The organism is Streptomyces sp. Go-475, assembly GCF_003330845.1.
Taxonomy (GTDB): domain Bacteria; phylum Actinomycetota; class Actinomycetes; order Streptomycetales; family Streptomycetaceae; genus Streptomyces.
The window spans coordinates 2280790-2299670 of the sequence record NZ_CP026121.1; the positions used below are offsets into that span (position 1 = coordinate 2280790).

General features: G+C 72.0%; 21 protein-coding genes. 18 read left to right on the forward strand and 3 right to left on the reverse strand.

What is annotated here, in order from left to right:
- Nucleotides 1–18 precede the first annotated feature (18 nt).
- From lipA to C1703_RS10450, 3 genes are all read left to right on the forward strand, one after another.
- The gene (gene lipA, locus C1703_RS10440; RefSeq protein WP_114251686.1) at nt 19–984 is read left to right on the forward strand and encodes a lipoyl synthase; all 966 of its coding nucleotides are present in this window, start codon (nt 19–21) and stop codon (nt 982–984) included.
- 286 nt (nt 985–1270) lie between these two features.
- Nucleotides 1271–1483, forward strand: coding sequence for a hypothetical protein (locus C1703_RS10445; RefSeq protein ID WP_031114009.1), 213 nt, complete (start codon nt 1271–1273; stop codon nt 1481–1483).
- A gap of 75 nt (nt 1484–1558) precedes the next feature.
- Entirely contained in the window at nt 1559–2260 is a 702-nt protein-coding gene (locus tag C1703_RS10450; protein ID WP_114251688.1) for a DUF4191 domain-containing protein, read from the forward strand.
- A 109-nt stretch (nt 2261–2369) separates the two neighbouring features.
- Here C1703_RS10450 and C1703_RS10455 read toward each other — a convergent pair whose 3' ends face one another.
- On the reverse strand, nt 2370–2837 hold the full coding sequence (locus C1703_RS10455; RefSeq protein WP_114251690.1) for an RDD family protein: 468 nt from the start codon (nt 2835–2837) through the stop codon (nt 2370–2372).
- 210 nt (nt 2838–3047) lie between these two features.
- Here C1703_RS10455 and glnA point away from each other — a divergent pair, with 210 nt between their 5' ends.
- The 7 genes from glnA (at nt 3048) to C1703_RS10490 (ending at nt 9822) form a co-directional block, all read left to right on the forward strand.
- Entirely contained in the window at nt 3048–4457 is a 1410-nt protein-coding gene (gene glnA, locus C1703_RS10460; RefSeq protein WP_031114004.1) for a type I glutamate--ammonia ligase, read from the forward strand.
- A gap of 144 nt (nt 4458–4601) precedes the next feature.
- A complete protein-coding gene (locus C1703_RS10465) occupies nt 4602–4862 on the forward strand; it encodes a hypothetical protein (protein WP_114251692.1) in 261 nt (86 codons plus the stop codon).
- 37 nt (nt 4863–4899) lie between these two features.
- A complete protein-coding gene (locus tag C1703_RS10470; RefSeq protein WP_114251694.1) occupies nt 4900–5271 on the forward strand; it encodes a signal peptidase I in 372 nt (123 codons plus the stop codon).
- 98 nt (nt 5272–5369) lie between these two features.
- Complete coding sequence (gene htpX, locus C1703_RS10475) at nt 5370–6287, forward strand: zinc metalloprotease HtpX (RefSeq protein WP_114257362.1); 918 nt, start codon at nt 5370–5372, stop codon at nt 6285–6287.
- A 7-nt stretch (nt 6288–6294) separates the two neighbouring features.
- Complete coding sequence (locus C1703_RS10480) at nt 6295–6879, forward strand: hypothetical protein (RefSeq protein ID WP_114251696.1); 585 nt, start codon at nt 6295–6297, stop codon at nt 6877–6879.
- Between the two features lie 41 nt (nt 6880–6920).
- The gene (locus C1703_RS10485) at nt 6921–8552 is read left to right on the forward strand and encodes an alpha/beta fold hydrolase (RefSeq protein ID WP_232840443.1); all 1632 of its coding nucleotides are present in this window, start codon (nt 6921–6923) and stop codon (nt 8550–8552) included.
- A gap of 85 nt (nt 8553–8637) precedes the next feature.
- Nucleotides 8638–9822: a winged helix DNA-binding domain-containing protein gene (locus tag C1703_RS10490; protein WP_114257363.1), complete on the forward strand. Its 1185-nt coding sequence runs from the start codon at nt 8638–8640 to the stop codon at nt 9820–9822.
- Nucleotides 9823–10009: 187 nt separating this feature from the next.
- Here the strand turns inward: C1703_RS10490 and C1703_RS10495 are convergent, their stop codons facing one another.
- Nucleotides 10010–10636, reverse strand: coding sequence for a TetR/AcrR family transcriptional regulator (locus C1703_RS10495; protein WP_114251700.1), 627 nt, complete (start codon nt 10634–10636; stop codon nt 10010–10012).
- A 95-nt stretch (nt 10637–10731) separates the two neighbouring features.
- Between C1703_RS10495 and C1703_RS10500 the strand changes: the two genes are divergently transcribed.
- Nucleotides 10732–11787 (forward strand): aldo/keto reductase, encoded by a 1056-nt coding sequence (locus C1703_RS10500; protein ID WP_114251702.1) that lies wholly within the window; start codon nt 10732–10734, stop codon nt 11785–11787.
- A 55-nt stretch (nt 11788–11842) separates the two neighbouring features.
- Here the strand turns inward: C1703_RS10500 and C1703_RS10505 are convergent, their stop codons facing one another.
- Complete coding sequence (locus tag C1703_RS10505; protein ID WP_114251704.1) at nt 11843–12157, reverse strand: hypothetical protein; 315 nt, start codon at nt 12155–12157, stop codon at nt 11843–11845.
- A gap of 227 nt (nt 12158–12384) precedes the next feature.
- Between C1703_RS10505 and C1703_RS10510 the strand changes: the two genes are divergently transcribed.
- The 7 genes from C1703_RS10510 to C1703_RS10545 all read left to right on the forward strand — a co-directional run bounded on the left by C1703_RS10510 (nt 12385) and on the right by C1703_RS10545 (nt 18869).
- Nucleotides 12385–12744 carry an arsenate reductase family protein gene (locus tag C1703_RS10510; protein ID WP_114251706.1) on the forward strand — a complete coding sequence of 120 codons (360 nt, stop codon included), beginning with the start codon at nt 12385–12387 and terminating at the stop codon, nt 12742–12744.
- 122 nt (nt 12745–12866) lie between these two features.
- The gene (locus C1703_RS10515; protein ID WP_114251708.1) at nt 12867–13526 is read left to right on the forward strand and encodes a hypothetical protein; all 660 of its coding nucleotides are present in this window, start codon (nt 12867–12869) and stop codon (nt 13524–13526) included.
- A 280-nt stretch (nt 13527–13806) separates the two neighbouring features.
- Nucleotides 13807–14838, forward strand: coding sequence for a glutamine synthetase (gene glnII, locus C1703_RS10520; protein ID WP_114251710.1), 1032 nt, complete (start codon nt 13807–13809; stop codon nt 14836–14838).
- 334 nt (nt 14839–15172) lie between these two features.
- Entirely contained in the window at nt 15173–15760 is a 588-nt protein-coding gene (locus C1703_RS10530) for a winged helix-turn-helix domain-containing protein (protein WP_114251715.1), read from the forward strand.
- Nucleotides 15761–15874: 114 nt separating this feature from the next.
- Entirely contained in the window at nt 15875–16891 is a 1017-nt protein-coding gene (locus C1703_RS10535) for an NAD-dependent epimerase/dehydratase family protein (protein WP_232840444.1), read from the forward strand.
- A 68-nt stretch (nt 16892–16959) separates the two neighbouring features.
- The gene (locus C1703_RS10540; RefSeq protein ID WP_114251719.1) at nt 16960–18225 is read left to right on the forward strand and encodes a sensor histidine kinase; all 1266 of its coding nucleotides are present in this window, start codon (nt 16960–16962) and stop codon (nt 18223–18225) included.
- Nucleotides 18216–18869 carry a response regulator transcription factor gene (locus C1703_RS10545; protein WP_114251721.1) on the forward strand — a complete coding sequence of 218 codons (654 nt, stop codon included), beginning with the start codon at nt 18216–18218 and terminating at the stop codon, nt 18867–18869. The genes C1703_RS10540 and C1703_RS10545 overlap by 10 nt, the downstream gene beginning before the upstream one ends.
- Nucleotides 18870–18881: the final 12 nt, after the last annotated feature.

Sequence of the window (18881 nt, forward strand, 5' to 3'; positions counted from 1 at the left end):
AACGCTAGGGAGCCGGTCGTGTCCGCAGTCGCACCCGACGGACGCAAGATGCTGCGCCTGGAGGTCCGCAACAGCCAGACCCCCATCGAGCGCAAGCCCGAGTGGATCAAGACCCGGGCGAAAATGGGCCCCGAGTACACGAAGATGCAGAACCTCGTGAAGAGCGAGGGCCTGCACACGGTCTGCCAGGAAGCCGGCTGCCCGAACATCTACGAGTGCTGGGAGGACCGCGAGGCGACCTTCCTCATCGGCGGCGACCAGTGCACCCGGCGCTGCGACTTCTGCCAGATCGACACCGGCAAGCCCGAGGCGCTCGACCGCGACGAGCCGCGCCGCGTGGGCGAGTCCGTCGTCGCGATGGACCTGAACTACGCCACGATCACCGGCGTCGCCCGCGACGACCTGGAGGACGGCGGCGCCTGGCTGTACGCGGAGACGGTCCGGCAGATCCACCAGCAGACGGCGGGCCGTGAAGGCGGCCACACCAAGGTCGAGCTGCTCGCCCCCGACTTCAACGCCGTGCCGGAGCTGCTGGAGGAGGTCTTCGCCTCCCGCCCCGAGGTCTTCGCGCACAACGTCGAGACGGTCCCGCGGATCTTCAAGCGGATCCGCCCCGGCTTCCGCTACGAGCGCTCCCTGAAGGTCATCACCGAGGCCCGCGACTACGGCCTGGTCACGAAGTCGAACCTGATCCTCGGCATGGGCGAGACCCGCGAGGAGGTCAGCGAGGCGCTGAAGCAGCTGCACGACGCGGGCTGCGAGCTGGTCACGATCACGCAGTACCTGCGCCCCTCCGTGCGCCACCACCCGGTGGAGCGCTGGGTCAAGCCGCACGAGTTCGTGGAGCTGAAGGAGGAGGCCGAGCAGATCGGCTTCTCCGGCGTGATGTCCGGTCCACTGGTGCGCTCCTCGTACCGCGCCGGGCGGCTCTACCGGATGGCCATGGAGCAGCGGGACGCGCGCGTCGCGGCCCAGGCCGTCTGACGAACCGTCACCGTCCCGGCCGGGAAAGGGCGTCGCCGCCCTGCCCGCCACAGGGCGAGACAAGCGTGTGAATTCGCGCACAAGACACTACCCGCCGGTAGCGGCCGATATGACGCGGTCCCGACCGTCCTCGCAGATGAGGGCACATGTCGGGACCGCGTCGCCGTTTCTCGGCTCCCCGCCGGGGCTTCATGGGTGTTTGACCGGTCGGACACGCCCTGGTAACACCAATCAGTGACGCTGGACTCACAGCACGTACACCCGCTCCCGAGGGGGGACCTCACCCATGCAGGCCGCGCCCGTTCGCGCCACCGCGATTCCGTCCTTCACGACCGCCCTGCGTGCCGTCGAGTCGCTGCTGCTGAGCAGCGGTCAGCGCACCGCCCGCCGCAACGCCTGGACCTCCGTGCTGGAGGACCGCCGGCGCGCCAAGGACCGGGTCGAGGCGCAGCGCGTCCTCGAGCAGTCCGTTTCCCGGTCCGTCTCCGTCCGCCCCTGAACCCGGGCCCCTCCCCCACGGGCCCCGCGGACACTGCCGTCGTCCGCGCTTGTGGGGCCACGTAGACTTCGGGGCATGGCGAGGAAGGAAACTGCAGCGGACGCTGCGAACCCCGGGCGACTGAAGCAGATCGCCCTGACCTACAAGATGACCCGCAGGGCCGACAAGAAGATCGGCCTTGTACTCGCGGCAGTCGGAATCGTCACCTTCGGTGTCTTCCTCGCGATCGGTTTCTTGATCGGTCACCCCATCTATCTCGGCATCCTGGGCCTCCTGCTCGCCTTCCTCGCGACGGCGATCGTGTTCGGGCGCCGGGCCGAGCGAGCGGCCTTCGGGCAGATGGAGGGACAGCCCGGCGCGGCGGCGGCGGTGCTCGACAACATCGGCCGGGGCTGGACGACGACCCCCGCGGTGGCGATGAACCGCAACCAGGACGTGGTGCACCGCGCGGTCGGCAAGGCCGGCATCGTCCTGGTCGCCGAGGGCAACCCGAACCGGGTGAAGTCCCTGCTCGCCGCCGAGAAGAGGAAGATGAACCGCATCGTCGCGGACGTCCCCGTGCACGATCTGGTCGTGGGCACCGGCGAGGACCAGGTCGAGCTGAAGAAGCTGCGCACGACCATGCTGAAGCTGCCGCGCGTGCTGACCGGCCCGCAGGTCACCGCCACCAACGACCGGCTGCGCGCCCTCGGCGACCTGATGAGCAACATGCCGCTGCCGAAGGGGCCGATGCCGAAGGGCATGCGGCTGCCGAAGGGCGGGCCGAAGGCCCGCTGATCCCCGCACACGTACGGGGAGCTGATCCCCGCACACGTACGGCGAAGGGGCGCCCGGAGTGGTCCGGGCGCCCCTTCGCCGTTCGTCCTCGTCGTCCGTGCCGGCCGTGTCAGATGCGTACCTCGACCGTGCCCGCCAGCCGGTCGTGCAGGCCGCGGCCGTCGCGGTCCCAGATCAGGGCGGGGATGGCGAGGAAGAGCAGGACCGTGCGCAGGGCGGAGCGCCAGGGGCTGACCCGGCCGGTGTCCAGGGCGAGCACCCGCAGGCCGAGGAGCCGCTTGCCCGGGGTGAAGCCCACCGTACCGACCGTGAGCACCATCAGGACGAACATGATGAGCGGCGCCCAGATCTGCGCGGCCTCGTTGTAGCTCTGCGTGATGAGGCCGTATGCGATCAGGAGGCTCAGGCCCCAGTCCACGGCCAGGGCGGCGAGGCGGCGGCCCGGGCGGGCCATCGAGCCGGGTCCCTCCTCGGGCAGACCGAGCTGCTCGCCCCGGTATCCGAAGTCGACACCGGCCTCTTCCGCGGCCGCGCGGGGCCCGGAGAGCCACGATCCGAGTGCTTGCCTGTTGTCCACCCGTCCACGGTACTGCGCCCGTAAATGACCAGGGCACGGCGGGGTGTGTCCGGGCTACGGTGTGAGGGGAGCCGGTTAACTTGTGCGAAACAAATGAGTCACGCCAGAGAAATCACCCGTCCCTAGGGTCGAGGTCAGCGTGTGCCACCCGCACTGGCCGCACGAACGAACTACCACCCCGGCGGGACGGTCGGGAGTAGGAGGAGCTGGATGTTCCAGAACGCCGACGAGGCCAAGAAGTTCATCGCGGACGAGGACGTCAAGTTCATCGACGTCCGCTTCTGCGACCTCCCGGGCGTGATGCAGCACTTCACGGTGCCTGTCGACGCGTTCGACCCGGACGACGAGCTCGCCTTCGACGGATCCTCGATCCGGGGTTTCCAGGCCATTCACGAGTCCGACATGGCGCTGCGCGCGGACCTGTCGACCGCCCGGGTCGACCCGTTCCGCCGTGACAAGACGCTGAACATCAACTTCTTCATCCACGACCCGATCACGGGCGAGCAGTACTCCCGTGACCCGCGCAACGTGGCGAAGAAGGCCGAGGCGTACCTGGCGTCGACGGGCATCGCCGACACCGCCTACTTCGGCCCCGAGGCCGAGTTCTACGTCTTCGACAGCGTCCGCTTCGCGACCAGCGCGAACGAGTCCTTCTACCACATCGACTCCGAGGCGGGTGCCTGGAACACCGGCGCCCTCGAGGACAACCGTGGTTACAAGGTCCGCTACAAGGGCGGCTACTTCCCGGTCCCGCCGGTCGACCACTTCGCCGACCTGCGTGCCGAGATCTCCCTGGAGCTGGAGCGGGCCGGCCTGAAGGTCGAGCGCCAGCACCACGAGGTGGGCACCGCCGGCCAGGCCGAGATCAACTACAAGTTCAACACGCTGCTCGCCGCCGCCGACGACCTCCAGCTCTTCAAGTACATCGTGAAGAACGTGGCGTGGAAGAACGGCAAGACCGCGACCTTCATGCCGAAGCCGATCTTCGGTGACAACGGCTCGGGCATGCACGTCCACCAGTCGCTGTGGTCGGGCGGCTCCCCGCTCTTCTACGACGAGGCCGGTTACGCGGGCCTGTCGGACACCGCCCGCTACTACATCGGCGGCATCCTCAAGCACGCCCCGTCGCTGCTGGCCTTCACCAACCCGACGGTGAACTCGTACCACCGCCTGGTGCCCGGCTTCGAGGCCCCGGTCAACCTGGTGTACTCGCAGCGCAACCGCTCGGCCGCGATGCGTATCCCGATCACGGGCTCGAACCCGAAGGCCAAGCGCGTCGAGTTCCGCGCGCCCGACTCCTCCGGCAACCCGTACCTGGCCTTCTCGGCGCTGCTGCTCGCGGGCCTGGACGGCATCAAGAACAAGATCGAGCCGGCCGAGCCGATCGACAAGGACCTGTACGAGCTGGCTCCCGAGGAGCACGCGGGCGTCCCGCAGGTCCCGACCTCGCTCCCGGCCGTCCTCGACTCCCTCGAGGCCGACCACGAGTTCCTCCTCCAGGGCGACGTGTTCACGCCGGACCTGATCGAGACGTGGATCGACTACAAGCGCACGAACGAGATCGCACCGCTGCAGCTGCGTCCGCACCCGCACGAGTTCGAGCTCTACTTCGACGTGTGATCGACGCCCCCGTCGTACCTGTGGTGCCCCCGTCTCCTTCCCGGAGGCGGGGGCACCGTCGTATGCCCGGATCCCGCTTCACAGACGGGCCCCGGACAGGGGATTATCAGTACTGACACTGTTGTTCGAGGAAGGTTTACGGGGATGTCCGAACGGCACGACGACGAGCGGGAGTTCGACCTCAGATGGGCGGACAGCGCCGAGCACAAGGAGCCCTCGGCCCGTGCCCGCATGCTCGCCGCCCGGTGGAAGGACAACCCGCCCGGGCCCGTACCGTTCCGCGCCGACCCGGAGCACGTGGGCTCGCGCCGCCGGTCCTCCTGGGTGTCGACGGTCGTGGTGCTCGGCTGCGTGGCGGCGGTGATCGTGCTGCTGGGGTACATCAACTTCCGGGCCCCTTACTAGGCAGCCGCCCCTGGCGGGGCTGCTAGCCTCCGGGCCCGTGAACGACGGTGTGTACACGGGCAACGCGGGCGAGGACGCCGCCCTGGACCGGGGATGGCTGCTCGGGCACTTCAAGGACGTCGGGGATCCGCGCCACAGTGAGGCGGTGGAGATCAAGTGGGGGGTGCACCCGCGGGGCGACGCGCGTGCGCGGTGGGTGCGGGGTGAGGAGCGGACCGCGCTCCTGGTGCTGATCAGCGGGCGCTTCCGCGTCGAACTCCCCGGGCGGAGCGTGCTGCTGGAGCAGCAGGGTGACTACGTGGTGTGGGGGCGCGGCGTCGATCACTCCTGGTACGCGGAGGAGGAGTCGGTGGTGCTGAGCGTCCGGTGGCCGTCCGTGCCCGGGTACGCGGTCGCCGACGGCGCCTGACGTCTTTGCCGGTCCTGGGGGTGATCACGACCCGTTCATGGGCGGGCCGGGGTGCACACTGGCAGTGGGACGAGTGCGTGAGCTGCGGGGTGATGCAGATGCACAGCCGCTTCCGGAGTGACCGGCGGTTGACCACCCGTATGGGGATCACACTGTTCCTGCTCGGTCTGCTGTACGTGGGGTTCGTCGCCGCGTTGGTCGTGCTGCTGAAGTCGTGGGTGCTGGTCGTGGTGGTCGCGGCGGCGCTGCTCGGCGCGCAGTACTGGTTCTCGGACCGGATCGCGCTGTACGCCATGCGCGGCCGGGTCGTGGAGCGCGAGGAGTTTCCCGAGCTGCACGCGGTGATCGACCGGATGTGCGCCCTCGCGGACATGCCCAAGCCGGTGGTCGCCGTGTCCGACATGGACATGCCGAACGCGTTCGCGACCGGGCGGAATCCCGACCACGCCGTGGTCTGCGTGACGACCGGGCTGCTCAGGCGACTGGAGCCGGCCGAGCTGGAGGGCGTCCTCGCGCACGAGCTGTCGCACGTGGCGCACAAGGACGTCGCCGTGATCACCGTCGCCTCGTTCCTGGGTGTGCTCGCGGGGCTGATCGTCCGGTTCGCGTTCTACTCGCAGGTGTTCGGCGGGGGCCGCAGGGACCAGAACACGGCCGCCGTCTTCGCCGCGGTGATGGGCGTGTCGGCCGCCGTGTACGCGATCAGCTTCCTGCTGATCCGGGCCCTGTCGCGGTACCGGGAACTGGCCGCGGACCGGTCGGCGGCCCAGCTCACCGGCCGGCCCTCGGCGCTGGCGTCCGCGCTCACCAAGGTCTCCGGCGACATCGCCCGCATCCCGACGAAGGACCTGCGTACGGCCCAGGCCTTCAACGCGTTCTACTTCACGCCGGCGCTGGGCCGCGAGCCCGGCGTCGCGCGGCTCTTCTCGACCCACCCGAGCCTTCAGGAGCGGCTCGACCAGCTGGGCCGGATCTCCGCCGAGCTGGGCGAGGCGGCCTCTCCCGGAGGAGTGTGAGCGGAGCATGGGGCTGCTGGACATCCTGCTCGGCCGGAGCAAGCCGGTCGAGGCGGATCTCGACCGGCTCTTCGCGCTGCCGTCGGCAGCCGTGACCCTGGAGGCCGCCGCTGGCTTCACCCCGACCGGGCAGGGCGCGGTGTGCTTCGCCACCGTCGAGGGCGCGGCCTTCGAGCAGACCCACCGCGAGGTGCAGGCCCTGCTGGACGCCGACACCGACCGCGACGGCCCGCCGGTACGGCTGACACAGGACGACTACGGCTACTCCTGGCTGGTCTCGCACCGCGCCCCCGACCAACTCGTGCCGCTCGTGAACGACCTGCACGCCGTCAACAGCCAGATGGAGGTGAACGGGTTCGGCCCCCAACTGCTCTGCTCACTGGCCGGTTTCCAGGACCGGTCGGGGCGGCGGCTCGCGCTGGTCTACCTCTACAAGCGCGGCACGTTCTACCCGTTCGCGCCCCTGCCCGGCGAGGCGCAGCGGCGCGACAACGCGCTGGAGCTCCAGGTGCGGGCCGCGCTCGCCGACGACCTGACGATCGAGCAGGACCTGGGCCGGTGGTTCCCCGTGTGGGGGGCACCGGGTTTGTGATCTGCCGCTCACGGGCCCGCGCCGCGTGAATGAATGGCCGTATGAGCGAGCTGATCCCCTTCACGCACGACGTCGACGGCGAACGCCTCAGCGGGCTGATCGGCGGCGGTGAACCGGCCAGGGCGACCGTCGTACTGCTGCACGGCGCGGGCAACGGCAGCAAGGAGCGGCTGGTGCCGTGGCTGGAGGAGTTCGCCGCGCACGGCTGCCGCTCCCTCGCCTTCGACTTCTCGGGGCACGGGGAGAGCACGGGCGTGCTGCGGGAGTCGAGCCTGCGCCGCCGCTTCGAGCAGGCCGTGTCCGTCATCGACGCGCACGCGCGCGTGGACGGGCCGCTGGTGCTGGTCGGGTTCAGCATGGGCGGCCAGACGGTGGCCGATCTCGTCCGGCACTACGGGGACCGGGTGGCGGCCCTGGGGCTGTGCGCTCCGGCGGTGTACGCGGCCGAGGCGTGGGACGTGCCGTTCGGCGACGGCGACGGGCGGTTCAGCGAGATCATCCGCCGGCCCGGGAGCTGGCGTGCGGCGCCCGCGCTGGAGGTGCTGCGGGCGTACGAGGGGCGGGCGGTGCTCGCGGTGCCGGGCGCGGACGCGGTCATCCCGCCCGCCGTGACCGAGGCCGTCTCGGCGGCGCTGGCCCGGCGCGCGCAGTTCACCCACTGGGAACTCCCCGAGGCGGAGCACCGGTTGGGCCTGTGGTTCCGGGACCATCCCGACGACCGGCGGGAGTTCGCCACCGCCGTGCTGACCGGGCTCGGCGAGCAGGGCTGGACGGCCACGCGCGCGTGGGTGGCCAAACAGCTTCCCGAGGGCCGTACGGTCGACAAGTCCACTTTCCTGACGGGTGGCTGGAGCGCGCAGCTGCGGCGGCTCACCCTCGACGACGGCACCGAGCTGGCGCTGCGGACCTTCGTGCAGCCCTTCTTCCGGCGGCACGCGCCCGGGCTGCTGGCCCGCGAGGCGGGGATCCTCAGGCTGCTGGCGGGGCAGGAGGGTGTGCCGGCCGCCGAGTTGATCGGCGTGGACGCGACCGGCGAGCACTGTGACCACCCGTCCCTGCTGATGTCGGTGCTGCCGGGGCGGGTCCGGGTCGACGAGGAGGAACTCGACGCGCGCGTGGACCTGCTGGCGGCTCAGCTGGCCCGGATCCACCGGGTCGTTCCGGAGGAGCGGCCGCGTCCGTACCAGGCGTGGACGTCCCCGGAGCGGGTGGCCGCGCCGGAAGGCGCGCTGTGGGAACGGGCCGTGGACGTGATCCGCCGCGACCCTCCGCCGTACGACGGCTGTTTCCTGCACCGGGACTTCCACCCCGGGAACGTGCTGTTCACGGGCACCGGGGCCGGTCTGCGGATCAGCGGTGTCGTCGACTGGGTGGAGACCTCCTGGGGCCCCGCCGACCTGGACGTCGCCCACTGCTCGACGGCGCTCGCGCTGCTGCACGGCGCGGAGTACGGCCTCGGCTTCGGGGAGCGCTACGCGGCGCGGGGCGGCAGGCGCCTGACCGAGGGCCCCGACCACCTGTACTGGCGGCTGCTCGACGCCCTGGCCTATGTCCCGGACGCGGCGAAGCTCGCGGGCCCGTGGCGGGAACTGGGGCGGACCGACCTGACTCCGGAGGTGCTGGGCGGGCGGCTGGAGGCGTATGTGACCGGGCTGATGGAGCGGTACGGCTGAGGCAGGGCGGCACGGTCGCGGTCGATTGTCAGTGGTGTCCGCGATGATGCGATCGGGTCGGAGGACGCGGCGAGTGGAGGCGGGCATGGGGGCAGAGCGGTACATCGGCGTGCCGGAGCGGCGGGCGCGGCTCGCGCTGCGGCAGCGGCTGGCCCGACAGGCCAGGGCGGGGACGCCCGAGGAGGTCGCCGACGCGCTCGTCGCCCTGCACGGCACGGACCCGGCGACGGTGTACCTGGCCGTGGGCGCGCGGCTCACCGACCCGGCGAGGACGGTCGACGAGACCGGACGCGCGCTGTACGAGGACCGTTCCCTGGTGCGGATGCACGGCATGCGGCACACCGTGTTCGTCTTCCCCACCGGCCTCACCGCCGTCGTGCACGCCTCGACCGGGCTGGCGGTCGCCGCCCGGGAGCGGGCCGCGCTGCTCAAGCACATGGCCGCGGCCGGGGCGCCGGACGCGGCCTGGCTGAAGGAGGTCGAGGAGTCGACGTTGGCGGCACTCGCCCGGCGTGGGCAGGCGACGGCGGCCGAACTCGCCCAGGACGAGCCGCGGCTGCGCGAGCAGTTCGTGTACGGGGCCGGCAAGAGCTACGAGGGGTTGCACACGGTCTCGACGCGGCTGCTGAAGGTGCTGGGCGTCGAGGGAAAGGTCGTACGCGGCCGGCCGCTCGGCTCGTGGACGTCCAGCCAGTTCCGCTGGGCCGTGGCCCCCGAGCACCCCGAGCTGGACGCCGCCGAGGCGCAGGCGGAGCTGCTGAGACGGTGGCTCGCCGCGTGCGGTCCGGCGACGGAGGCCGACCTCAAGTGGTGGACGGGGTGGCGGGTGACGGACGTCCGCAGGGCCCTGGCGGCGTGCGGAGCGCGGCCGGTGACGCTGGACGAGGGCCCGGGGTTCGTGGCCGGGGACGACGTCGACCCGGTGTCCGCGCCGGACGAGCCCTGGGCCGCCCTGCTGCCCGGTCTCGACCCGACGGCGATGGGGTGGCAGCAGCGCGACTGGTACCTGGCGCCTGAGCTGCGGCCGCAGCTGTTCGACCGCAGCGGCAACGTCGGGCCGACGGTGTGGTGGAACGGCCGGGTGATCGGCGGCTGGGCCCAGCGGTCCGACGGGGAGATCACCTGGCGGATCCTCGACGGGGAGGGCGTCGGCCGGGAGGCCCGGGCGGCGCTCGAGACGGAGGCGGAGCGGCTGAGCGGATGGCTGGGGACGACCAGAATCACCCCGCGCTTCCGCACACCGCTGGAGAAGGAGCTTGCGACCGGCTGACGGGCCAGGGGTGCCGACGGGCTGGGTGTGCTGACCGGAGAGGGCTGACGCGGCTGCCGGTGCGTCCAACGGCCCTCGCCGGGGGCGGCCGACGGCCATCGGCAGACGCCCGGCGGCGAGCGCCAGGCAGCAAGCGGCAGCGGCCAAAACGCCCCGAGCCCGAAAAGCCCCCGAAACCGCCGCCCCCCTACGCCGACTTCCCCCCGACCCGGACGAACACCCCCGCCCGGGCCGCCATCGCCGCCGCCTCGGCGGCCCGGTCGGCCGTCGTCTCGTCGAGTCGGCCGCCGCTGATCAGCAACTGGTAGTAGAGCGGAGCGGAAACCGCACGGATCACGTCGTGCGGGTCCGTGCCCTCCGGCACCTCGCCCCGGTCGACGGCCTGCCGGACGCAGGGGGCCCACTCCCTGACGCGGATGTCGTAGAAGCGGTGCAGCGCCGCCGCCGTCTTCGCGTCACCCGTCGCGGCGGCGATCAGCGCCTTGAACAGCGCGCCCTGCCGGGGATCCGTCAACGTCCGCTGCACGAGCCGGGCGTTGGCCGTGAGGTCGCCGAGCAGAGAGCCGGTCTCGGTGCGCGGCGCCGACTGCTCGGCCATGTCCTGGAGGAGGTCGGCCACCAGGCCCGTCACCGTCCCCCAGCGGCGGTAGACGGTCGTCTTGCCCACCTGGGCGCGCCGCGCGATGTCGGCCAGGTCGAGCCCGGTGAAGCCCTGCTCGGTCAGGGCGTCCTCGGCCGCCCGCAGCACCGCCTCCCGCACCCGTGCCGTGCGCCCGCCGGGGCGTACGGTCCCCGGCTCGACCCCGTCAGCCATAACGGTACTCCCGTTCCATTAACCGTCCCGCCCTGCTACCTTAGTCCTCACTAACGGGACCATAAACCCGTTAGCAACCCGACAAGGGGGTTCCGATGGAATACAGACGACTGGGTGCGTCCGGGCTCATGGTCCCGGCGCTGAGCTTCGGAGCCGGCACCTTCGGCGGCCGGGGTCCGCTCTTCGGCGCCTGGGGCACGACCGACGCGCGGGAGGCGCGCCGCCTGGTGGACATCTGCCTGGACGCCGGGATCACGATGTTCGACACCGCCGACGTCTACTCCGCCGGCGCCTCCGAGGAGGTACTGGGAGAGGCGATCAAGGGCCGCCGGGACCAGGTGCTCGTCTCCACCAAGACGAGCCTGCCGACGGGCGACGGACCGGGCGACGCGGGTTCCTCCCGCTCCCGGCTGATCACCGCCTGCGAGGACGCGCTGCGCAGACTCGGCACCGACCACATCGACCTGTTCCAGCTCCACGCCTTCGACGCCGGGACGCCGGTCGAGGAGGTACTGGCGACCCTCGACACGCTCGTGCGCGCGGGCAAGGTGCGCTACGTCGGCGTCTCCAACTTCTCCGGCTGGCAGGTGATGAAGTCCCTCGCGGCGGCGGAGCGGAACGGGCACCCGCGCTACGCGGCCCACCAGGTCTACTACTCCCTCCTCGGCCGGGACTACGAGTGGGAGCTCATGCCGCTCGCCCTGGACCAGGGTCTCGGCGCGATCGTCTGGAGCCCGCTCGGCTGGGGGCGCCTCACCGGCCGGATCCGCCGCGGCGCACCGCTCCCGCCCGACAGCCGGCTGCACCGCACCGCCGACTACGGACCGCCCGTCGCCGAGGAGCACCTCTACGGCGTGGTGGACGCGCTGGAGGAGATCGCCGAGGAGACGGGCCGTGCCGTGCCGCAGATCGCCCTCAACTGGCTGCTCCAGCGGCCGACGGTGTCCTCCGTCATCATCGGCGCCCGCGACGAGCGGCAGCTGCGCCAGAACCTCGGCGCCGTCGGCTGGGCCCTGACCTCCGAGCAGGTGGCGAGACTGGACGCGGCGAGCCACCGCCCGGCGCCGTACCCGTACTTCCCGTACGAGCGCCAGGAGGGCTTCGCCCGCCTGAACCCGCCCCTGTTCGCCGCGCCGGGCCGGGCGGCATGACAGAGCGCCGGACGCCCCGGGGACACAGGGCGGCCGGCGCTCGGAATCGGCCGGGTCAGCGGGCGTAACGCATGAGCGCCCGCACCATGTGGCACGTCGTGTCCGACGGCGGGTGGACGCCGATCAGCTCCGCCGTGCCGCGGATCGTCTCGTTGCGGGCCTGGTTCGGCAGGTAGACGCCGGAGTCGAGCAGGGCGATGGCGAGGCGCATCGCCTTGAGGCGGCGGTTGTGCGTGACGTACCACTCGCGCGGCCGGCCCGGCGGCAACGGCCGCTTCTCCACGGGCGCGTACGGCAGGTCGAGCAGGACGGGGCGCTTCGCGGTGGACTGGGTGGGCAGCGGCTTCGACGTCAGAGCGGCAGCGGGCACAGGCATCCTCCTGTCGCGGTCGGGCGGCCCACGGAGACGTCGACGTCCCCGGCGCCACCCTCGAACACTGCTTACAGTTTACCGCCGGGCACTGACAACGGGGAGGCCGCAGAGCACGGCAAACTCCCAGGTGAGGCAAGGAATTGGCGCCACGTCACGGCAGGTCCGCAAGGTGCGGGTGAGTCTGCAGAAAATCGAACAGACCCTGCGGCGCGTACCGTGGCCCCATGGAGATCTGGATCAATCCCGCCTGTTCGAAGTGCCGCAGCGCGGTGCAGCTGCTCGACGCCGAGGGCGCCGACTACACCGTCCGCCGCTACCTGGAGGACGTGCCGAGCGAGGACGAGATCCGGGGCGTCCTCACGCGCCTCGGTCTCGAACCCTGGGACATCACCCGCACCCAGGAGGCCGCGGCCAGGGAACTCGGCCTCAAGGAGTGGCCGCGGGACGCCGGTTCGCGCGACCGGTGGATCAAGGCGCTCGCCGAGCACCCCAAGCTGATCCAGCGCCCGATCATCACGGCGGACGACGGCACGGCGGTGGTGGCGCGTACCGACGAGGCCGTACGGGACGCCCTGTCACGCTGACAGCCGGTCAGCCCCCGCACGTGGCGCAGGTCACTCAGCTGACTCCTGTAAACCGCTGAGCAACCTCGTTCGGTATCTCGTACATAGCGGCGTACGCTCCCCTACCTCTTCAGGAGGCGCGCATGTCGCGCAGGAGAACGCTCGGTACGAAGAAGAAACTCGCGCTGCTGGTGAGCGCGGCGGCGGTGGCGGGAGGCGGGGCCTTCGTCCTGGCGAGTACGTCGAACGCCGCACAGACCCCCAGGTCCTCGGCGGAGTCGACGGTCTGCCTGGGTCTCGCCACCGCCCTCGGCAACAACCAGAAGTTCATCGCGGACCAGCGGGCCAACCCCGACGCGCAGTCCGAGGCGCGGATCGCCAACCGCGAGGCGGTCGTCGCGGAGATCAAGCGGAAGCAGGAGGCGTCGGGGTGCGTGGCGGGGGAGTCGGCTCAGGACTCCCAGCCCGCACAGCCGGCGCCGCCCCGGCAGCCGGCGGAGTCGGCGGAGCCCTCGCAACCCGCGGAGAACCCCGGTGGCGGGGCTGCGGGCTCCGGGCAGCAGGTGTGCAACGGCTCCACCGTCACGCTCTCCGGCGAGGGCGGTGCTCCTGCCGCGTCCAGCAACCAGTTCCCGGCCGGCACGAAGCTGAAGGTCACCAACCTGGACAACGCCAAGTCCACGACGGTGGAGGTCACTTCGGTCTCCGGCAGCTGTGTGCTGCTCAACAACGCGGCCTTCGAGCAGGTCCGTGAGCCCGGCAAGTTCCTCATCCGCCGGGCCGTGATCGAGAAGGTGGGGTGAGGCCGGACGATCGGGTGAGTCACTGAGGGGGCGGCCCGCACCTCGGCCGCCCCCCGTACGTGTCACGGGTCCCGCCGCCCCCGGCCAGGGGCGGCGGGACAAACACCCTCACACCGTGACCTGCGGCACAGCGCCACCAGGTAACACGGGGTTCACATTCGAGCAATGGCCGGGAAATCGCCTGTTGACAAGCTGCCGGGCAACTACGGCGGCGCCCCAGTGCCGCAGCGCCGCAGCACCCGCGATACGCGCCCAGACACACCCCCGAAGGATGTGGCCCGTGACCTTCAAGGCTGAGTACATCTGGATCGACGGCACCGAGCCGACGGCCAAACTGCGTTCCAAGACCAAGATCATCGCGGGTTCCCCCGCCGGTCTCGACGCGCTGCCGATCTGGGGCTTCGACGGGTCCTCCACCAACCAGGCCGAGGGCCACGCCTCGGACTGCGTCCTGAAGCCGGTCTTCACCTGCCCGGACCCGATCCGCGGCGGCGACGACGTGCTGGTGCTGTGCGAGGTGCTGAACATCGACCTCACCCCGCACCCGAGCAACACGCGTGCCGCGCTGGCCGAGGTCGCGGAGAAGTTCGCGGCGCAGGAGCCGATCTTCGGCATCGAGCAGGAGTACACGTTCTTCCAGGACGGCTACCCGCTCGGCTTCCCCAAGGGCGGCTTCCCGGCCCCGCAGGGCGGCTACTACTGCGGCGTCGGCGCCGACGAGATCTTCGGCCGTGACGTCGTCGAGGCCCACCTGGAGAACTGCCTGAAGGCCGGTCTCGGCATCTCCGGCATCAACGCCGAGGTCATGCCGGGCCAGTGGGAGTTCCAGGTCGGCCCGCTCGCCCCGCTGGAGGTCTCCGACCAGCTGTGGGTGGCCCGCTGGCTGCTCTACCGCACCGCCGAGGACTTCGACATCGCCGCCACCCTCGACCCGAAGCCGGTCAAGGGCGACTGGAACGGCGCCGGTGCGCACACCAACTTCTCCACCAAGGCGATGCGCGAGGGCTACGACGCGATCATCACCGCGTGCGAGGCGCTCGGCGAGGGCTCCAAGCCGCTCGACCACGTCAAGAACTACGGCGCCGGCATCGACGACCGCCTGACCGGTCTGCACGAGACCGCCCCGTGGGACAAGTTCTCCTACGGCGTCTCCAACCGCGGTGCCTCGGTCCGTATCCCGTGGCAGGTCGAGAAGGACGGCAAGGGCTACATCGAGGACCGCCGCCCGAACGCCAACGTCGACCCGTACGTGGTGACCCGCCTGCTCGTCGACACGTGCTGCTCGGCTCTGGAGAAGGCCGGCCAGGTCTGATCCACCCCACAGCTCCGCACAGGGGGCGCCCACCGGAGCGGTGGGCGCCCCCTCGTGTGCGTGCCGGGGAAGCGTCCAAGCAGTGAGAGGAGGGTCCTGCCGAGGGCCTTCTTCTGCTTCAATGGGGGCATGGCCAGCCTCCAGAAGCTCCCCGCGACGGGTCGCCATGACCTCGAGCCCTTCTGGCCTTCCCGTCAGCACCACGACTTCGACCGGGTGTGTTGCCGCGCGACGAACGCGCCGGCCCTCTAAAGCCGTACCTCCCGGTCTTCGGCCAGCGCGCAACGGCGTACGTCCCCTGACGAACCTCTCGCGCGAAAAGAGCTGACCTCTCATGGCGACCACTCGTTCCCTGTCCACCGCCACCCTCGACTCCCCCGCCCCGCACGGCCCCCGGCACCGGCTGCGTGCCGTCGACCGGGACGAGGTGGTGACCGTGGCGGATCTGCTGCCGCCCGGTGCCACCTGGCTGCCGGCTCCCCCGCACACCCTGCCGACGCTGCCCGGGCAGCCGCCGATGATCGGCTACCTGGTGCTCGTCCCGGCCGACCAGCAGCCGCCGTTCCCGGTGGCGGTGCCGGACCGGCCCGCGGCGACCGGCCCCGAGGCCGGGGCCGAGCCGGGCGGCGAGCCGCTGATCCGCGTCGACACCGTGCAGCGCACCGCCGAGGTGGCCGGCCGGCCCCTCGACCTCACGTACCTGGAGTTCGAGCTGCTCGCCCACCTGGTGGCGCACCCGGGCCGGGTGCACACCCGGGACCAGCTGGTCGGCACGGTGTGGGGCTACGGGCACGTGGGCGACGGCCGCACGGTCGACGTCCACATCGCCCGGCTGCGCCGCAAGCTGGGCGCCGAGCACCGCGACACGATCCGGACGGTGCGCCGCGTCGGCTACAAGTACGTGCCGCCGACGGGCCACTGACCCAGCCCTCCGGCCCCGGCCCCGACCCGCCCCGAGCGCGACTCCCCCGCTCGGCCGTCTGCTGACAGCAGATCCTCGTTCCGCCGCGCCGCCCCACCCGGCAGAGTCGGCGGCATGAGGCTTCTGATGCTGGGCGGTACGGAGTTCGCGGGGCGGCCCGTCGTGGAGGCGGCGCTGCGGCGGGGCTGGGAGGTGACCGTGTTCCACCGGGGGCGGCACGCGGCGCCGCCGGGCGTGCGGTCGCTGCACGGCGACCGCACCGCGCCCGGCGGACTGGCCGCCCTCGCCGAGGACCCGGGCGAGTGGGACGTCGTCGTCGACACCTGGTCGGCGGCGCCCCGCGCGGTGCGGGACGCGGCGCGGCTGCTGCGGGGCCGCGCCCGCCGGTACGTGTACGTGTCGAGCTGCTCGGTGTACGCGTGGGCCCCGCCCGCCGGGTACGGCGAGGACGCGCCCGTGGTGGAGGGGGCGTCGGCCGACGCGGAGCAGACCGACTACCCGCGGGACAAGCGGGGCGGTGAGCTGGCCGTCCTGGACGCCTTCGGCGAGGACCGGTCGGTGCTCGTGCGGGCCGGGCTGCTCCTCGGCCCGTACGAGAACGTCGGCCGGCTGCCCTGGTGGCTCGGCCGGACGGCGCGCGGCGGCCCGGTCCTGGCACCGGGCCCGCGCGAACTGCCCCTGCAGTACGTGGACGTGCGCGACCTCGCCGAGTGGATCCTGAACGCGGCGGAGCGGGAGCTCAGCGGGCCGTACCACCTGATGAGCCCGCAGGGGCACACCACCATGGGCGAGTTGCTGGACGCCTGTGTGCGGGTCACCGGCGGGGCGGCCGAACTCCGGTGGACGGAGCCGGAGGTGATCCTCCGGGCGGGCATCGAGCCGTGGACCGAGCTTCCGGTGTGGGTGCCGCCGGGCAGCGACCTGCACGACGCCCTGCACAGCGCGGACGTCTCCCGGGCCCTCGCGGCCGGGCTGCGCTGCCGGCCCGTCGAGGAGACCGTGGCCGACACCTGGCGGTGGCTCCAGGCCATCGGCGGCACGGCGCCCCAGCGCCCCGACCGGACGCGCAAGGGCCTCGACCCGGAGGTGGAGGCGAAGGTGCTCGCGGCCGGCGGGTCCGCGCAGGTGTAGGTAGCACCACCCCCGACCGGGTGTCCCGGCCCCGTGCCCCCGCACCTGCGCTCGGCCAGACTGACGCCATGACCATCGACACGAAGAGCGGCAACGGGCGCACTCAGGGGCGGGGCGTGGGGATCGCCGCGGTGCGGGGGCTGGCACTGGCCCTCGTCAGTCTGCCGGGGGCGGTGCTGTGCTTCTGCCTGTCCCTGGTCTCGATCGCGCTCATCCCGATCGGGGTCGGGCTCGTGACGACGCCGTACGTGCTCACGGGGGTGCGGGCGTTCGCGAACTGGCGGAGGGTGCTCGCGGCGGAGTGGGGCGGGGTGCGGATACCCCCGGCGTACCGGCCACTGCCGAGGAGCGCCAATCCGTGGACCCGCACCGTCGCGCTGCTGCGCGACCAGGCGACCTGGCGGGACCTGAGGTGGCTGCCGGTCGACATGACCGCCGGGTTCGTCACCGCGCTGCTGCCGGCGGTGCTGCTCTTCTATCCCCTGGAGGGGTTCGCGATCGCGGCCGGCCTGTGGCGGTTGCTGGACGGCTCGGGCGGCTACTGGTACGGCTTCGTGCGGGTCCACGACCAGACCTCCGCGTTCGGCGCGGCGGCCCTCGGCCTGGTCCTGCTCTTCTTCGCGCACTTCCTCACCCCGCGCCTGCTGGACGTCCACTTCCGGCTCACCCGGGCCGTGCTCGGCGGCGGCCAGGGGGAACTGGCCGAGCGGGTGCGGGTGCTGACCGAGACGCGGCGGGACGCCGTCGACACCTCCGCCGCCGAACTGCGGCGCATCGAGCGTGACCTGCACGACGGGGCGCAGGCCCGCCTGGTAGCGATGGGCATGGACCTCGGCACCATCGAGGCGCTCCTCGACAAGGACCCGGCCCAGGCCAGGGAACTGATCGCGCAGGCCCGCAAGTCCTCGGTGGAGGCGCTGACCGAGCTGCGCGAGCTGGTGCGCGGCATCCATCCGCCGGTCCTCGCCGAGCGGGGTCTCGGCGACGCCGTGCGGGCGCTGGCGCTGCGGCTGCCGGTGCCGACCGAGGTGAGCGTGGACCTGCCCGGGCGGGCGGAGGCGCCCGTGGAGTCGGCCGCGTACTTCGCCGTGAGCGAGGTGCTCACCAACGCCGTGAAGCACTCCGGCGCCGACCGGATCTGGATCGACCTGCACCGGGCGGACGGCATGCTGCGGGCGACCGTCACCGACAACGGCAGGGGCGGCGCGGTGATCGGGGCCGGTTCGGGACTGGCCGGGGTGGAGCGGCGACTGGGTACATTCGACGGCGTCCTGGCCGTCAGCAGTCCCCCGGGCGGCCCCACCATGGTCACCATGGAGATCCCTTGCGCGTAGTCCTGGCCGAAGACCTGTTCCTGCTGCGCGACGGACTCGTCCGGCTGCTCCAGGCGCACGGCTTCGAGATCGCGGCGGCCGTCGAGTCCGGGCCCGAACTGGCCGCCGCGCTGGCCGAGCTGGACCCGGACGTCGCGGTCGTCGACGTCCGCCTGCCGCCCACGCACACCGACGAGGGCCTGCAGTGCGCGCTCGACGCCCGCAGGAGGCGGCCCGGGCTGCCGGTGCTGGTGCTCTCCCAGCACGTGGAGCAGCTGTACGCGCGCGAGCTGCTCGCCGACGGCAGCGGCGCCGTCGGGTATCTGCTGAAGGACCGGGTGTTCGACGCCGAGCAGTTCGTGGACGCCGTACGGCGGGTCGCCGCCGGGGGCACGGCGATGGATCCGCAGGTCATCCAGCAGCTGCTGGCGCGGCAGTCGGGCGGCGACCGGCCGCTGGCGCGGCTGACGCCCCGGGAGCGGGAGGTGCTGGAGCTGATGGCGCAGGGCCGGTCCAACGCGGCGATCGCCGGGAAACTGGTCGTGACGGAACGGGCGATCGCCAAACACACCGCCAATATCTTCGCCAAACTGGGCCTTGAGGTCTCGGACGACGACAACCGGCGCGTGCTGGCGGTTCTCGCGTATCTCGACCACGGCCGGTGAAACCGGACGGAC

What these genes read in the sequence shown, in the direction of transcription:
- C1703_RS10485 (WP_232840443.1), top strand. Translation starts at nt 6,921, where the DNA reads ATGAGCGAGCTGATCCCCTTCACGCACGACGTCGACGGCGAACGCCTC.
- C1703_RS10490 (WP_114257363.1), top strand. Translation starts at nt 8,638, where the DNA reads ATGGGGGCAGAGCGGTACATCGGCGTGCCGGAGCGGCGGGCGCGGCTC.
- C1703_RS10480 (WP_114251696.1), top strand. Translation starts at nt 6,295, where the DNA reads ATGGGGCTGCTGGACATCCTGCTCGGCCGGAGCAAGCCGGTCGAGGCG.
- C1703_RS10540 (WP_114251719.1), top strand. Translation starts at nt 16,960, where the DNA reads ATGACCATCGACACGAAGAGCGGCAACGGGCGCACTCAGGGGCGGGGC.
- C1703_RS10500 (WP_114251702.1), top strand. Translation starts at nt 10,732, where the DNA reads ATGGAATACAGACGACTGGGTGCGTCCGGGCTCATGGTCCCGGCGCTG.
- C1703_RS10535 (WP_232840444.1), top strand. Translation starts at nt 15,875, where the DNA reads ATGAGGCTTCTGATGCTGGGCGGTACGGAGTTCGCGGGGCGGCCCGTC.
- C1703_RS10450 (WP_114251688.1), top strand. Translation starts at nt 1,559, where the DNA reads ATGGCGAGGAAGGAAACTGCAGCGGACGCTGCGAACCCCGGGCGACTG.
- C1703_RS10465 (WP_114251692.1), top strand. Translation starts at nt 4,602, where the DNA reads ATGTCCGAACGGCACGACGACGAGCGGGAGTTCGACCTCAGATGGGCG.
- C1703_RS10445 (WP_031114009.1), top strand. Translation starts at nt 1,271, where the DNA reads ATGCAGGCCGCGCCCGTTCGCGCCACCGCGATTCCGTCCTTCACGACC.
- glnA (WP_031114004.1), top strand. Translation starts at nt 3,048, where the DNA reads ATGTTCCAGAACGCCGACGAGGCCAAGAAGTTCATCGCGGACGAGGAC.
- htpX (WP_114257362.1), top strand. Translation starts at nt 5,370, where the DNA reads ATGCACAGCCGCTTCCGGAGTGACCGGCGGTTGACCACCCGTATGGGG.
- C1703_RS10530 (WP_114251715.1), top strand. Translation starts at nt 15,173, where the DNA reads ATGGCGACCACTCGTTCCCTGTCCACCGCCACCCTCGACTCCCCCGCC.
- C1703_RS10495 (WP_114251700.1), bottom strand. Translation starts at nt 10,636, where the DNA reads ATGGCTGACGGGGTCGAGCCGGGGACCGTACGCCCCGGCGGGCGCACG.
- C1703_RS10510 (WP_114251706.1), top strand. Translation starts at nt 12,385, where the DNA reads ATGGAGATCTGGATCAATCCCGCCTGTTCGAAGTGCCGCAGCGCGGTG.
- C1703_RS10515 (WP_114251708.1), top strand. Translation starts at nt 12,867, where the DNA reads ATGTCGCGCAGGAGAACGCTCGGTACGAAGAAGAAACTCGCGCTGCTG.